Source organism: Bacillus cereus, assembly GCF_002567495.1.
In the GTDB taxonomy this organism is placed as follows: domain Bacteria; phylum Bacillota; class Bacilli; order Bacillales; family Bacillaceae_G; genus Bacillus_A; species Bacillus_A cereus_AQ.
Map to the genome: position 1 here is coordinate 52,313 of NZ_NVAP01000046.1, position 14,164 is coordinate 66,476.

The following is a 14,164-nucleotide window of genomic DNA, read 5'->3' on the forward strand; positions in this document are numbered from 1 at the left end:
GAAGTTTTAGGTTAAGGTGAACAATATGAAGTTACAACTTATGTACTCTTTTTTACGATCGGATATTAATGTGATAGAAAAAGAATTAAAAAAGACAGTTGCTTCTGAACAGCCATTAGTAGAAGAGGCAGCATTACAACTTATTGAAGCTGGTGGGAAGCGAATTCGTCCTGTATTTGTGTTGCTTGCAGGGAAATTTGGAGATTATAAGTTAGATGCGATTAAGCATGTTGCTGTTGCGTTAGAGCTTATTCATATGGCTTCTCTTGTTCACGATGATGTTATTGATGCTGCATTTTTACGACGCGGTAGTGCGACTGTGAATGCGAAATGGGGAGATCGTATTGCGATGTATACAGGGGACTATTTGTTCGCTAAGTCTCTTGAATGTATAACAAATATCGAAATTCCAGAGGCGCATCAAGCGTTATCGCATACTATTTTAGAAGTCTGTAAAGGTGAAATTGAACAAATTAAAGATAAATACAATTATGACCAAAATTTAAGAACGTATTTAAGAAGAATAAAGCGAAAAACAGCATTATTAATTGCTGCGAGTTGTCAATTGGGAGCGATTGCTGCTGGTGCTAATCGTGATACAGTAAATCGTCTATTTTGGTATGGATATTTTGTAGGAATGTCTTATCAAATTATTGATGACATTTTAGACTTCGTTTCCACAGAAGAGAAACTTGGAAAACCTGCTGGTGGAGATTTATTACAAGGAAACATTACGCTCCCTGCTTTATATGCGATGGAAGATCCAGTACTTCATAAGAAAATCACATCTGTACATGAAAATACAACAGCAAGTGAAATGCAAGAAATTATTGATGCTGTAAAAAATAGTACAGCGATCGATAAAGCATTTGCGTTTAGTGAACGTTATTTACATAAAGCTTTAGAAATAATAAAACCACTCCCTCGTGGACAGGCGAAGTATGCATTGCAAAATGTAGCAAAGTATATTGGAAAACGAAAATTTTAATGTTTATTCTAAAAAATAAAATAATCTCTCTATTTCAAAACTATTGCACAATTGTGATAAGGGTGATAATATGTGTGTGGGGATATACAATTACATACATAATTCAGAAGTGGAGAGATTTTTTATGGAAAAAACATTTCTAATGGTAAAACCAGACGGTGTACAACGTGCCTTCATTGGGGAAATTGTAGCTCGTTTTGAGAAAAAGGGCTTTCAATTAGTTGGTGCAAAATTAATGCAAGTCACTCCGGAAATTGCTGGACAACACTACGCTGAGCATAAAGAAAAACCTTTCTTTGGTGAGTTAGTAGACTTTATTACATCTGGACCTGTATTCGCAATGGTATGGCAAGGTGAAGGTGTAGTAGATACAGCACGTAACATGATGGGTAAAACAAGACCACATGAAGCAGCTCCTGGAACAATTCGTGGAGATTTCGGTGTAACTGTTGCGAAAAACATTATCCATGGTTCTGATTCTTTAGAAAGCGCAGAGCGCGAGATTGCTATTTTCTTTAAAGAAGAAGAATTAGTAGACTACTCAAAATTAATGAATGAATGGATTTACTAATTATTTTGAAATAATTTGTAAACGCTTTAATCACTGTGATAATAGTAAAAAGCGCAAGGGGAATAGGGGTATTCTTCTTGCGCTTTTTTTATTTTCAATTTGTTACGAAGTTTGAGCTGTTATGATATATTGATATGTAAAGTAGGCCTATCGGAAATATAGAATAAGAAAATGGTTGATTTATGATATAATTTCTTTAATATTTTAGAATGATAAAAGTTAATATTATTGCTTAATATAGTGAGATAAATACATATACGAAAAGAGGAATAACGTATGCGATATATTACAGCTGGTGAATCTCATGGTCCGCAACTGACAACGATTATAGAAGGTGTTCCAGCAGGTCTATCTTTAGTAGCGGGTGATATAAACGAAGAGTTAGCTAGAAGGCAAAAGGGATATGGGCGTGGTAGACGCATGCAAATTGAAACGGATCAAGTGCAAATTTTAAGTGGTGTTAGACATGGAGAAACATTAGGTTCCCCTATTACACTCGTTGTTGAAAATCGTGATTTTGCACATTGGACAAAAGTTATGGGGGCAGAGCCTTTAACTGAGCAGGAAGAAAAAGAGATGAAAAGGAAAGTGACAAAACCAAGGCCTGGGCATGCTGATTTAAATGGTGCAATTAAATATGGTCATAGAGATATGAGAAATGTACTTGAACGTTCCTCAGCACGTGAAACGACGGTGCGTGTTGCTGCTGGTGCGGTTGCTAAAAAGGTTTTAGCAGAACTTGGTATTAAAGTGGCGGGTCATGTAATTGAAATTGGCGGTGTACAAGCTAAGGAGATTACGTATAGTTCAATTGAAGAATTAAAGAGCATTACAGAAGCATCACCTGTACGTTGCTTAGATGACGAAGCTGGTAACCAAATGATGAAAGCAATTGATGATGCGAAGGCAAATGGTGATTCAATCGGTGGAATTGTTGAAGTAATTGTGGAAGGAATGCCAATTGGGGTAGGTAGCTATGTACATTATGATCGAAAACTGGATGCGAAATTAGCGGGCGCAATTATGAGCATTAATGCTTTTAAAGGTGTCGAGATTGGAATTGGTTTTGAAGCAGCACATAGACCAGGAAGTGAAGTTCATGATGAAATCCTGTGGAATGAAGAGCATGGATATACAAGAAGAACGAACAATGCAGGTGGATTAGAAGGCGGTATGACGACAGGAATGCCAATTGTTGTGCGTGGTGTGATGAAACCGATACCTACACTATATAAACCTCTTCAAAGTGTGGATATTGATACGAAAGAAACTTTTACAGCGAGCATTGAACGTTCAGATAGTTGTGCTGTGCCGGCAGCTAGTGTCGTTGCAGAAGCGGTTGTGGCTTGGGAATTAGCGACAGCTTTAATAGAGCAATTTGGATTAGATCGTATGGAACTTATTCGTGAAAATATTGAGAAACATAATGAATATGCGAGGGGATTTTAATGGGAAACATACATATTCAAACGAAATCAAAAGAATATGATGTACATGTAGGAAAAGAATCGTTGTCACATTTGACAACAATCATTCAAAATATGCAGCCATCTGTATCAAACGTAATGATCATTTCAGATGAAGCTGTTGCCTCTTTACATTTACAGAAGATTGTCGATGCATTACAAATAGAGCAAAAAGTATTTTCATTCGTCGTACCGAGTGGTGAGAAAGAGAAATCTTTCGAAAATTTCTATGCGGCTCATACATCAGCTCTTGAAAATAAATTAGATAGAAATTCTTTAATTATTGCACTTGGAGGCGGAATGATTGGAGATTTGGCTGGCTTTGTTGCTGCGTCGTTTATGCGTGGTATTCGCTTTGTGCAGGTTCCAACAACTTTATTAGCGCACGATAGCGCAGTAGGTGGGAAAGTAGCGATTAATCATCCGTTAGGTAAAAATATGATTGGTGCATTCCATCAACCAGAAGCAGTTGTATATCATACGCCGTTTTTGCAGTCTCTTCCTGAAAAAGAGTGGCGTTCAGGTTATGCAGAGGTGATAAAGCATGCTCTTATTGGTGATGTGGAGCTATATCATTGGTTAAAAGAAGAAGTGCAAACATTAGCGGATCTTCGCGATGAGAAGTTAATTCATATATTAACGAAGGCGATTCCTGTAAAGGCAAATGTTGTATCACAAGATGAAACAGAAAAAGGTGTACGTGCCCATTTGAACTTTGGACATACGTTAGGTCACGCTCTTGAAAAAGAGCTAGGGTATGGAAATATTACTCACGGTGACGGAGTAGCGGTTGGAATGTTATTCGCCATATTTTTAAGTGAGCAAGTGTACAAGGTTGATCTTGCTTATGAAGATATGAAGCAGTGGTTCTTGAAATACGGCTATCCAAAAATGCCAAGAGATTTGAATGTAGAGCGCCTCGTTCAATTGATGAAACAAGATAAGAAAGCAAATGCAGGAGCAATTCATATGGTGCTTATGCAGGAATATGGGGTAGTGAATGTCGTATCTATTTCAGATGAGACTGTTCATATTGCGTTAGAGGCATTTCAAAAAGATATGGTTTAAAATGATAGCGAAGTGCTGTGAAGTGCTCATTTAGAGGTATTCTCGTAATAGTGACGGTTATGATAAAAGATTACAGTAAGGGGCTATAACCGTATTGTAATTAAATTGAATGAAATGACTGGGGGAAGAAAAATGAGAGTGAAAGAGCAATTGTTAACTTTGAGAGCGTATGTGCCTGGGAAAAACATTGAAGAGGTAAAAAGGGAATATGGATTATCAAAAATTGTGAAATTAGCATCGAACGAAAATCCATTTGGTTGCTCAGCGCGTGTGACAGAAGCATTAACTTCTTTAGCGAGCCAATATGCCCTTTATCCAGATGGATATGCCTTTGAACTTCGGACAAAAGTAGCGGAACATTTAGGTGTAAAAGCAGAACAACTACTATTTGGTAGTGGATTAGATGAAGTCATTCAAATGATTAGCCGAGCATTACTACATGAAGGAACAAACGTTGTAATGGCGAATCCTACGTTTTCACAATATCATCACCATGCTGTTATTGAAGGAGCAGAAGTCCGTGAAGTATCACTTAAAGATGGTATTCACGATTTAGATGCAATGCTAGAGCAAGTAGATGATAAAACGAAAATTGTATGGATTTGTAATCCGAATAATCCGACAGGTACATATGTTGAGAAACAAAAATTACTTTCATTTTTAGAATCAGTTCCTAAGTCGGCTCTCGTTATTATGGACGAAGCATATTATGAATACGCGGAAGCGAAAGACTATCCGCAAACATTACCACTTCTTGAAAAGTATGAAAATCTTATGGTTTTACGCACGTTTTCAAAAGCATATGGTTTAGCTGCTTTTCGTATCGGATATGCGATTGGGGATGAGAAGTTAATCGGACAGCTAGAAGTAGCAAGGTTACCGTTCAATACATCAACTGTAGCCCAATCTGTAGCACTCGCTGCATTAGAAGATCAAGCCTTTTTACAAGATTGTGTGCAAAAGAATGCTGAAGGCTTAAATCAATATTATGCATTTTGTAAAGAATATAACGTATTCTACTATCCATCTCAAACAAATTTCATTTTCTTAAAACTTGGTATACCGGGTAATGAAGCTTTCGAACGATTAATGAAAAAAGGATATATCATTCGTTCTGGTGCTGCATTTGGTATCGATGATGGTATTCGTATTACTGTCGGTTTGAAAGAAGAAAATGATGAAATTATAGAGTTGCTGAAAGAGCTTGTAAATGAGCAAGTACAGAAAGAAGAAACATATTCTTAAGAGATTGTGAGGGCTCCTATTATAGGAGTCTTTTTTAACGCATTAAAAATAGAGGTTAAAGTTTGGTAATTAAGTCTTTCTGTAAATCACGGTTTGTATGGCTCGATAATTAGTGAGAGAAGTTATTTGCACGGTCACAAAAGAAAGCGGTACAATAGAAGGGGATGATAAGGTATCGGTGCCATATCCGAACCTTTTGAACAAATAACTAACCTGTAAGAAGAAGTATAAGAAGAAGCATGCTCATTCTAAAGGTTGCGTTCTAACAGTGAGTTGCTTATGATAAATGAACAGAAGAGAATATTTTTTAGAATTAAAGGAGACGTTTATGCAAAAGTTTGAACAAGCTGTTTCATATATTGAAAATGGTGAAGCGGAAAAAGGATTACAATTATTAAAAGAACAATTAAAAATCGCGAATGATGAAGAGAAGTATGATATTGCTCGTTACTATCATACACTTGGATTTACAGATGAGGCATTAGCAATTACTGAAGACTTACGTTTACTGTATCCGGAAGAAAGTGAATTCACTGTATTTTTAGCAGAATTATATATTGATCTAGATAAAGAAGATGAAGCGATTGAAGTGCTTCATGATATTCCAGAAAATGATGATTTATATGTTCAATCGTTATTACTTGTTGCAGATTTATTCCAAATGCAAGGTTTTGATGATGTAGCAGAGCAAAAACTATTAAAGGCGAAAGAAATGATGCCTGATGAGCCTGTTATTACGTTTGGATTAGCAGAATTATATAGTAGTAAAGGTGAAGAACAAAAGGCAATTACTTATTATGAGTCGCTATTAGCGGAACATAAAGTAATGGGTGGTGTTGTGATTGCACTTCGTCTCGCAGAAACGTTAAGCGCGATCGGAAACTGGGAAGAGGCAATTTCTTATTATGAAGCAGGCCTAGAGGAGCAAAAAGATATTCACTCATTATTTGGATATGCCTTCACATTATACCAAGGTGAAGAATATCAAAGAGCAATTGGTGCTTGGCAAGAACTAAAAGAATTAGATCCTGAGTACGCATCACTATACATGTATTTAGCGAAAAGTTATGAAAAAGAAGGGATGCTTCAAGAAAGCTATGAAACACTTCATGAAGGAATTAAAGTAGATGAGCTTTCTGTTCCATTTTATGTAGAATTAGCGAACATTGCAGCGAAATTAGGAAAAGTAGTAGAAGCAGAGGAAGTTCTTCAAAAAGCGCTTGAGTTAGATCCAGGACATTTAGGCGCAACATTAAAATATGCGTATATTTTAAAAGGACAAGAAAAGTACGAAGAGTTAATTGCAATTGTAGAGCGTGCTATTGATAGCGGAGAGCCAGATACACAACTACTTTGGGATCTTGCGTATGCAAAAAAACAATTAGAAATGTATTCGGATGCATTAAAACACTATGAAAGTGCATATACTTCTTTTAAGAATCATCCAGACTTCTTAGAAGAATACGGTTATTTCTTATTGGAAGAAGGAAAGCAAAAAGAGGCGAAAGAAGTATTTACCCAGTTATTACAACTAGACCCGACACAAATTCATATTGAAGAGTTATTATATAATTTAGAGGATTTTTCATAAGTTGGAAGGAAACTGAATGCCGCTTCTTGAATCTAAAAAGAAAAGAGAAAGACAGAGGAGGGACTTAATTGCTATGAATACCCCTGTTTCTGTAAACGAGAAGAAGGATTTTGTAAAATGGTTTTTGAATAATTACCAACTGAAACAGCGTGAATGTGTATGGATTCTGAATTATTTAATGAGTCACGACCAATTGATGCATAAAGTCCACTTCGTAGAGCATGCAAAATATTGTCCACGTGGCTTAGTGATGTCAGCGAATTGTGTGAAAGACACACCGTTTCACTTTTTTAAACAAAATGTTATGACAACAGATGCTGAAAAATCGTTTCACGATATTCGTTTAAACCGAGATGAGGATATTTATATTCAACTCAACTTTAAATCATCGTTTCAAAATGCGAATTATGTAGCTGTATTAGAAGAAAACCCATATTTACCGAAGCATATTGAAGTAAATGAAAAAGATCGTTTACTTGCAGAAAGATTTTTGGAAGAAAGTGTATTTTCGTTTAGGAGAGAACGTCTTTTGAAACAAATTGATGAAGCGTTAGATAAGCAAGATAAGGAAGCGTTTCATAGATTAACGGCAGAGTTAAAGACTTTATAGAATTTATTTGGATTAATAAATTTTTACAAATTTCAGAATTTCATCAAGAAAAACTACCTATATTGGGTAGTTTTTCTTTTTTTACCTCTTTTAGTGTGGTTTAATATATATAAAGTGAAAGTTCTGTCATTTGTAAATGAAGGAGGGAAGGAATTTGAAGTGGATTGTAAAAGATGTGGAACAGTTTGAGCAAGCAAGAGAGTATGTTGATACAGGAGTAATACCACTTTTATCAATTTCGGCAGCAAAAGAAATGAAAATGGTTGTAGAACAAGGTGAATTTATCGAATTGTTGAGCATGGAATTGGAAAGAGAGTATAAAGGAAGAGTGCTTTTACTGCCTGCGTTTACGTATTTAGTAGAAAGTCAAAAGAATGAAAAGGGTCGTTTGCAAGAGTGGACAAATCATTTACGAAGCGAAGGTTTTAAGCATATTGCTTATGTTACAAGTGATTTTTCATGGAAAGAGGAGATACAAGAGTTACAGGGAGATTTATTTTGGTTTCCTTCATTAGCACTAGAACAGTTTAGTGATCAAGCAAAAAGAGAAGTTATTCATGCACATATAAAAAATATAATGGTGATGTTGGAAGAGAAGTGGGGAAATCAATAATAAACAGAAAGTTCTTATTATTATGAGTAGTATGATATTGACCTGTGCATGAGCGTATTATATCATGATAGTGTCCTAGTTTTTATTTTTTATATAATTTATCACGAGGGGACAATTTCTGATAGAGGGGGGAAATTTTCGTGAGCGAGAAAGAACATCGCGTGTCAAGAAGACAATTTTTAAATTACACACTCACAGGGGTAGGAGGCTTTATGGCTGCCGGTATTTTAATGCCGATGACGCGATTTGCACTTGATCCGGTGTTAAGAAAAGAAGCCGGAACAGATATGGTTGCTGTTGGGCAAGTAAAGGATATTACAACAGAGCCGAAGCGTTTCGATTTTAAAGTGAAGCAGGTTGATGGTTGGTACAAGTCTGAAGAACCAAAATCGGCTTGGGTTCATAAAGATGAAAGCGGAGACATTGTTGCGTTTTCTCCAGTATGTAAACATTTAGGATGTACAGTTAACTGGAATTCGGACAAAGCACATCCGAATCAATTCTTTTGCCCATGTCACGGGGGACGTTATACAAAAGATGGGATTAACATTAAAGGTACGCCACCCCTTGCTCCGCTTGATGTGTACGAGTCTAAAGTGAAAGATGGAACGCTGTATCTAGGAAAAGCGAAGCCAAGAGGGGGTGCAAAGTAGATGTTAAATAAAATTTATGATTGGGTAGATGAAAGATTAGATATTACACCAATATGGCGTGATATCGCTGATCATGAAGTACCTGAACATGTAAACCCGGCACATCACTTTTCGGCATTCGTCTATTGCTTTGGAGGACTTACTTTTTTCGTTACTGTAATTCAAATTTTATCTGGAATGTTTTTGACGATGTATTATGTGCCTGATATTAAAAATGCTTGGGAATCAGTTTACTATCTACAAAATGAAGTTGCTTATGGGCAAATAGTTCGTGGTATGCACCACTGGGGTGCTAGTCTCGTAATTGTAATGATGTTTTTACATACACTCAGAGTTTTCTTCCAAGGTGCGTATAAAAAGCCCCGTGAGTTAAACTGGATTGTTGGTGTTCTTATTTTCTTTGTTATGTTAGGTCTTGGTTTTACCGGATATTTATTACCGTGGGATATGAAAGCTTTATTTGCTACAAAAGTAGGGATTCAAATTGCAGAGCAAACACCGCTCATTGGTCCTTATATTAAAACATTACTCGCTGGTCATTCCGAAATTGTTGGCGCTCAAACATTAACTCGCTTCTTTGCTATTCACGTCTTCTTCTTACCAGCAGCACTTCTAGGTTTAATGGCCTTCCACTTCATCATGATTCGCAAACAAGGTATTTCCGGTCCACTATAAGAGATTGCTAAATTAAAGGGGAAAGAACTAAAGGAGGGAGATTATGCATCGCGGCAAAGGGATGAAGTTTGTAGGAGATTCTCGGGTACCAGTAGCTCGGAAACCAAATATTCCAAAAGACTATTCTGAATACCCAGGGAAAACAGAAGCATTTTGGCCGAACTTCTTGTTAAAAGAATGGATGGTTGGTGCAGTTTTTTTAATCGGTTATTTATGTTTAACAGTGGCGCATCCGTCACCGCTTGAGAGAATGGCGGATCCAACAGATGCTGGATATATACCACTTCCAGATTGGTATTTCTTATTCTTGTATCAGTTATTAAAGTACTCTTATGCTTCCGGTTCATTTACTGTAATTGGAGCGTTTATTATGCCAGGGATTGCGTTTGGTGCATTACTGTTAGCTCCATTTCTTGATAGAGGCCCAGAAAGACGTCCATTGAAGCGTCCTGTAGCAACTGGATTTATGCTTTTAGCAATTGCATCGATTATCTTTTTAACTTGGGAATCTGTAGCACACCACGACTGGGAAGCTGCAAAAAAACAAGGAGCAATTGTAAAAACAGCACCAGTTGATAAAAATGATGATGGCTATAAATTAATGCAAAAAAATACTTGTTTAACATGTCATGGTGACAATTTACAGGGTGGGGCGGCAGCACCGGCATTGCAAAACTTAACTTTAAAGCCAGAAGAAATTGCTAAAATTGCGAAAGAGGGAAAAGGTTCCATGCCTAAAGGTGTATTTAAAGGTACGGATGAGGAACTGAAGAAGCTTTCGGAATTCGTGGCAAAGTATAATAAAAAATAATAAAAAGCTGACTACAAAATTTGTAGTCAGCTTTTCTATTTAGTTGGATGAAGTTTGTTATAATAGAGTAGGATTTAGTGAATGAATTACTTTGCTTGAAAGGTGTTGGACATACAGATTGGTGTACTTGTATGCAATGTTAAGACAACGCTCGGTATTATTATTTTTATTAATTGTTAACATATTAGGTACAATTTATGGATTTATATGGTACGGAAATCAATTGAAAGAAACGTCACCGATATTTTGGCCGTTTGTACCAGATAGTCCTATGGCGAGTCTCTTTTTTGTCTTTGTTTTACTTGCTTTTTTGATAAAGAGAAGCTGGGGATTAATAGAAGCGCTAGCGATTGTTACTTTAATAAAATATGGTATTTGGGCTGTTGTTGTAAATGGGATTATGATTTATGTAAAAGGTCCTATTGGCTTTATGGGCTACATGTTAATGCTTTCGCATTTTGCGATGGCTGTGCAAGGGTTTTTATATGCTCCGTTTTACCGTATAAAAAAATGGCATTTTATAGTAGCGGGTGTATGGACGTTGCATAACGATGCAGTTGATTATTTATTTTGGCAAATGCCGCGATACGGAATCATGCATTTGTTTGTAGAGGAAATTGGTTATTTTACGTTTTGGTTAAGCATTGCTGTACTATGTATTACATATTATTGTTGCTTACGTGAGCGCAGAAAACAATTTTCTTTATAATGGTTAGAACATTTAGGGGGAGAACATGAAGAAAAATAAGAGTGGTACAAAAATATTGGATCGATTGATTACTTTAGTTGTTTCATATAGCATAGCATTTTCTATTTTTGCACTCGCAACAACGGCAGTTGTGTACGGGAAATGGCTGTATTATTTTGAAATTGATTTTTTAAATATTCCTGATCTAGCGGATATGACGAAGGATGAAATTAAAAGAAATTACGATGTGCTTATTACATATTTATCCCCGTTTTATGACGGGGCATTACATTTGCCAACATTAGATATGTCTACAAATGGTCGTATTCATTTTGTAGATGTTAAAAACATTCTAGTGAAGATTCAATATGTGATGTATGCGACGATTATGATTGCATTGATAGGCGGAATGTATTTATTAAAAAAGAAAAACGAAAAGTTTTTACTACACGGATCGATTTTAACAATTATTTTTCCGATAGTGCTTATGTTGCCAATCGCTATTAACTTTGAAAAGAGCTTTGTATTATTCCATAAGCTTTTATTCAGTAATGATTACTGGATGTTTGATATTGAAACGGATCCGATTATATTAATGCTACCAGAAGAGTTCTTTATGCATGCTGCGTGTGCTATTTTATTATTCATTTTAGGTGGTAGTATACTTTGTTACAGTTTATATAGATATTTCGTAAAAAAGAAAAGGATGTCAAAGAAAAAATTCTCTGCTTAAAGAGAATTTTTTCTTTGTAAAACGATAATATATTTTTCGGTCCAGTTCTGTTCTATTCTTGTCCAAATTAACATATTTTGTACTAGTAGTTATAGGGGGGACCGGGATGAAGAGAACATTAATTGGATTGATAGCATTTCTAATTATAATGTTTCCGTTACGTATATATGCTGAAGAGTGGAATGAGCTAACAGGGTTGTTAGATGACTCGTTACAGTTAGTGAAGCGTAATGAAGATGAAAAAGCAGTACAAGTATTACAGCATTTCTCAGAGCAATTTTTAATAAAAGGGAATGAAAAGAAGCAGGAAGTAACACCAGATCAAGTTAGAGTTATTTCTTTAGCTTATGACAAGGCGCAACAATCGCTCTCTGAAGAAGGTTTAGGTAAGCAAGTTAAAATGGATAATGTGCTGGCATTACAACTTGCTGTTGATGCGCAAGTATCGAAATATCAACCGCTTTGGATGGAAAGAGAAAGAAAAGTAATGGATGCCTTTTCTCAAATGGAAAAAGCGGTGGAAAAAGAAGATGCTGGGCAGTTTCAACAAACGTTAAATACATTTTTAAATGAATTCAATATTATTTATCCAAGCTTAATGATCGCTTTGCCAGAAAACGAGGTACAGCGTGTAAATGCTCATTTATCTTATTTGGATGAATTTCGTAACGTTATGTTAAAAACGAAAGGCGGCCAAATGCAATTAGGGATTATTAAAGGGGATTTGCAAAAGGTATTTCACACAGTAAAAAAAGATGAAATTGCACCCTCTCTCATTTGGTTTATGACAATTACTGGAGGACTTATTTTATTCACATTAACTTATGTTGGATGGAGAAAGTATAAAGGAGAGAGAGAAAAAAGAAAAAGTAATGTACATTCTAAAAATAGATAATGCAATAAATAAAGATATGGATTGTAAGGTTTATTCATTGACAATAGTGGCAGAAAAAAATAGAATGAGAAGTACTATAATTAAAACTTCAATGGAGGTTCATGATGTTTTATTTAATTTACTTCGCGATCATAATGATCATACCGTTGTATGCACAGTCAAGAGTACGTAGTGCCTATAGCAAGTATTCACAAGTTTATTCAACATCAGGTATGACAGGGGCAGAAGTGGCTCGAAAAATTTTAGATGAAAATGGATTATACAACGTAGCTGTAGAAGAAACACCAGGTCATTTATCAGACCATTATGATCCAACCGCTAAGACGGTTCGATTATCAACAGATAACTATTATGGACATTCAGTTGCTGGTACAGCAGTTGCAGCACACGAAGTAGGACACGCAATTCAAGATGCACAAGATTATAACTTTATGCGTATTCGTCATTCGTTAGTTCCTGTGGCTAATTTTGGATCGAATATATCATGGGTATTTATTATGATTGGTATATTTGCGACAATGTCGAAACTATTGTTATTAGGTATCATTTTAATGGCAGCAGGTGTTGTGTTCCAGCTCGTTACATTGCCAGTTGAGTTTGATGCGTCAAAGCGCGCAATGCAACAAATTGAAGCGTTAGGTATCGTATCAACAGATGAATATGGCCAAGCTCGTAAAGTATTAAATGCGGCAGCATTAACATATGTAGCAGCTGCAGCTGTAGCGGTATTTGAATTATTACGTCTCGTATTAATGTATACTGGTATGCAGCGTAGCGACGACTAAAGACTATCAATTTTGATAGTCTTTTTTTATTATCTGTAATAAATGGATAGGATAAAATGAAAGAAACGTTGTAAAAAGCCATAATACATATAAGTAGCGTATGATGAAGGTAGGTGGAGAGCATGGAATATCCAGACCATTTAATAAAACAAGTGAAAGAGCGTAGCACTTCTTATCAGTTAGAAGGGTTTTTAAGTGGCCAAGGTCCTGAAAATCCAAAGTTTATGCTCGTTGGAGAAGCACCTGGTGAAACAGAAATTCATAATGGGATTCCGTTTAGCGGGAGAGCGGGAAAACAATTAATGGATTTTTTAGAACGAATTGATGTTACAAGGGAAGAAGTATATATTACGAGCGCTGTTCGGAGTAGACCTTATAAGTGGCGAGAGAAAAAAGAACGAAATGGTGAAGTCATACAAAAAAAGTATAATAGAACACCAAATCAAGGAGAAATACTTGCCCATGCACCTTTGTTAGATTATGAGCTGAAACTTATAGAGCCGCCTATTATCGTTACGCTTGGCAATATTGCATTGCAACGTTTAGTTGGTAGAAATAATAAAATTACGGATGTTCATGGGAAGTTGTTAAAGCAACCGGTGCAGCAATTGAAAGATAGTAGCGGTGCAGAATTTGTATGGACAGAAAAAGAACATTATGTGTTTCCGACCTTTCATCCAGCTTCCATTTTTTATAATCGGAGTTTATTGGAGCTTATTTATGAGGACTTAGAGAAACTTAAAAGATATGTAATAAAAAACTAGAAAAGCTC

Annotated in this window: 16 protein-coding genes; all 16 read left to right on the forward strand. The window is 36.0% G+C overall.

Annotated elements, in window-relative coordinates:
• Positions 1-25: 25 nt before the first annotated feature.
• The 16 genes from hepT (at position 26) to COK05_RS22765 (ending at position 14,156) form a co-directional block, all read left to right on the forward strand.
• Positions 26-988, forward strand: a complete 963-nt coding sequence (hepT, locus tag COK05_RS22690) for a heptaprenyl diphosphate synthase component II (protein WP_098614358.1) — start codon at positions 26-28, stop codon at positions 986-988.
• A 124-nt stretch (positions 989-1,112) separates the two neighbouring features.
• A complete protein-coding gene (ndk, locus tag COK05_RS22695) occupies positions 1,113-1,559 on the forward strand; it encodes a nucleoside-diphosphate kinase (RefSeq protein WP_000415883.1) in 447 nt (148 codons plus the stop codon).
• Positions 1,560-1,835: 276 nt separating this feature from the next.
• A complete protein-coding gene (aroC, locus tag COK05_RS22700) occupies positions 1,836-3,008 on the forward strand; it encodes a chorismate synthase (RefSeq protein ID WP_098614359.1) in 1,173 nt (390 codons plus the stop codon).
• Positions 3,008-4,093 carry a 3-dehydroquinate synthase gene (gene aroB / locus COK05_RS22705; protein WP_098614360.1) on the forward strand — a complete coding sequence of 362 codons (1,086 nt, stop codon included), beginning with the start codon at positions 3,008-3,010 and terminating at the stop codon, positions 4,091-4,093. Before aroC ends, aroB begins: the two co-directional genes overlap by 1 nt.
• Positions 4,094-4,225: 132 nt before the next feature.
• Positions 4,226-5,338 carry a histidinol-phosphate transaminase gene (gene hisC, locus COK05_RS22710; RefSeq protein WP_098614361.1) on the forward strand — a complete coding sequence of 371 codons (1,113 nt, stop codon included), beginning with the start codon at positions 4,226-4,228 and terminating at the stop codon, positions 5,336-5,338.
• Between the two features lie 328 nt (positions 5,339-5,666).
• A complete protein-coding gene (locus COK05_RS22715) occupies positions 5,667-6,929 on the forward strand; it encodes a tetratricopeptide repeat protein (protein ID WP_098614362.1) in 1,263 nt (420 codons plus the stop codon).
• 73 nt (positions 6,930-7,002) lie between these two features.
• Positions 7,003-7,539, forward strand: a complete 537-nt coding sequence (locus tag COK05_RS22720; protein WP_001095925.1) for a ReoY family proteolytic degradation factor — start codon at positions 7,003-7,005, stop codon at positions 7,537-7,539.
• 136 nt (positions 7,540-7,675) lie between these two features.
• Positions 7,676-8,152, forward strand: coding sequence for a YpiF family protein (locus COK05_RS22725; RefSeq protein ID WP_141539221.1), 477 nt, complete (start codon positions 7,676-7,678; stop codon positions 8,150-8,152).
• A 140-nt stretch (positions 8,153-8,292) separates the two neighbouring features.
• Entirely contained in the window at positions 8,293-8,805 is a 513-nt protein-coding gene (gene qcrA, locus COK05_RS22730; RefSeq protein WP_098614364.1) for a menaquinol-cytochrome c reductase iron-sulfur subunit, read from the forward strand.
• Entirely contained in the window at positions 8,806-9,480 is a 675-nt protein-coding gene (gene qcrB, locus COK05_RS22735) for a menaquinol-cytochrome c reductase cytochrome b subunit (RefSeq protein ID WP_000932700.1), read from the forward strand.
• A 43-nt stretch (positions 9,481-9,523) separates the two neighbouring features.
• Positions 9,524-10,291, forward strand: a complete 768-nt coding sequence (qcrC, locus tag COK05_RS22740; protein WP_000554603.1) for a menaquinol-cytochrome c reductase cytochrome b/c subunit — start codon at positions 9,524-9,526, stop codon at positions 10,289-10,291.
• Between the two features lie 118 nt (positions 10,292-10,409).
• A complete protein-coding gene (locus COK05_RS22745; protein ID WP_141539222.1) occupies positions 10,410-11,000 on the forward strand; it encodes a DUF1405 domain-containing protein in 591 nt (196 codons plus the stop codon).
• A gap of 25 nt (positions 11,001-11,025) precedes the next feature.
• Positions 11,026-11,712 (forward strand): lipoprotein intramolecular transacylase Lit, encoded by a 687-nt coding sequence (gene lit, locus COK05_RS22750; RefSeq protein ID WP_098614365.1) that lies wholly within the window; start codon positions 11,026-11,028, stop codon positions 11,710-11,712.
• A 106-nt stretch (positions 11,713-11,818) separates the two neighbouring features.
• Entirely contained in the window at positions 11,819-12,607 is a 789-nt protein-coding gene (gene ypjB, locus COK05_RS22755; protein ID WP_098614366.1) for a sporulation protein YpjB, read from the forward strand.
• A 101-nt stretch (positions 12,608-12,708) separates the two neighbouring features.
• Positions 12,709-13,392 carry a zinc metallopeptidase gene (locus COK05_RS22760; protein WP_011109966.1) on the forward strand — a complete coding sequence of 228 codons (684 nt, stop codon included), beginning with the start codon at positions 12,709-12,711 and terminating at the stop codon, positions 13,390-13,392.
• Between the two features lie 122 nt (positions 13,393-13,514).
• On the forward strand, positions 13,515-14,156 hold the full coding sequence (locus tag COK05_RS22765) for a uracil-DNA glycosylase (RefSeq protein ID WP_098614367.1): 642 nt from the start codon (positions 13,515-13,517) through the stop codon (positions 14,154-14,156).
• The last annotated feature ends 8 nt before the right edge of the window (positions 14,157-14,164 follow it).

What these genes read in the sequence shown, in the direction of transcription:
- qcrB (WP_000932700.1), top strand. Translation starts at nt 8,806, where the DNA reads ATGTTAAATAAAATTTATGATTGGGTAGATGAAAGATTAGATATTACA.
- lit (WP_098614365.1), top strand. Translation starts at nt 11,026, where the DNA reads ATGAAGAAAAATAAGAGTGGTACAAAAATATTGGATCGATTGATTACT.
- aroB (WP_098614360.1), top strand. Translation starts at nt 3,008, where the DNA reads ATGGGAAACATACATATTCAAACGAAATCAAAAGAATATGATGTACAT.
- COK05_RS22760 (WP_011109966.1), top strand. Translation starts at nt 12,709, where the DNA reads ATGATGTTTTATTTAATTTACTTCGCGATCATAATGATCATACCGTTG.
- COK05_RS22720 (WP_001095925.1), top strand. Translation starts at nt 7,003, where the DNA reads ATGAATACCCCTGTTTCTGTAAACGAGAAGAAGGATTTTGTAAAATGG.
- hepT (WP_098614358.1), top strand. Translation starts at nt 26, where the DNA reads ATGAAGTTACAACTTATGTACTCTTTTTTACGATCGGATATTAATGTG.
- COK05_RS22765 (WP_098614367.1), top strand. Translation starts at nt 13,515, where the DNA reads ATGGAATATCCAGACCATTTAATAAAACAAGTGAAAGAGCGTAGCACT.
- aroC (WP_098614359.1), top strand. Translation starts at nt 1,836, where the DNA reads ATGCGATATATTACAGCTGGTGAATCTCATGGTCCGCAACTGACAACG.
- ndk (WP_000415883.1), top strand. Translation starts at nt 1,113, where the DNA reads ATGGAAAAAACATTTCTAATGGTAAAACCAGACGGTGTACAACGTGCC.
- COK05_RS22725 (WP_141539221.1), top strand. Translation starts at nt 7,676, where the DNA reads ATGAAGGAGGGAAGGAATTTGAAGTGGATTGTAAAAGATGTGGAACAG.
- qcrC (WP_000554603.1), top strand. Translation starts at nt 9,524, where the DNA reads ATGCATCGCGGCAAAGGGATGAAGTTTGTAGGAGATTCTCGGGTACCA.
- COK05_RS22715 (WP_098614362.1), top strand. Translation starts at nt 5,667, where the DNA reads ATGCAAAAGTTTGAACAAGCTGTTTCATATATTGAAAATGGTGAAGCG.
- ypjB (WP_098614366.1), top strand. Translation starts at nt 11,819, where the DNA reads ATGAAGAGAACATTAATTGGATTGATAGCATTTCTAATTATAATGTTT.
- hisC (WP_098614361.1), top strand. Translation starts at nt 4,226, where the DNA reads ATGAGAGTGAAAGAGCAATTGTTAACTTTGAGAGCGTATGTGCCTGGG.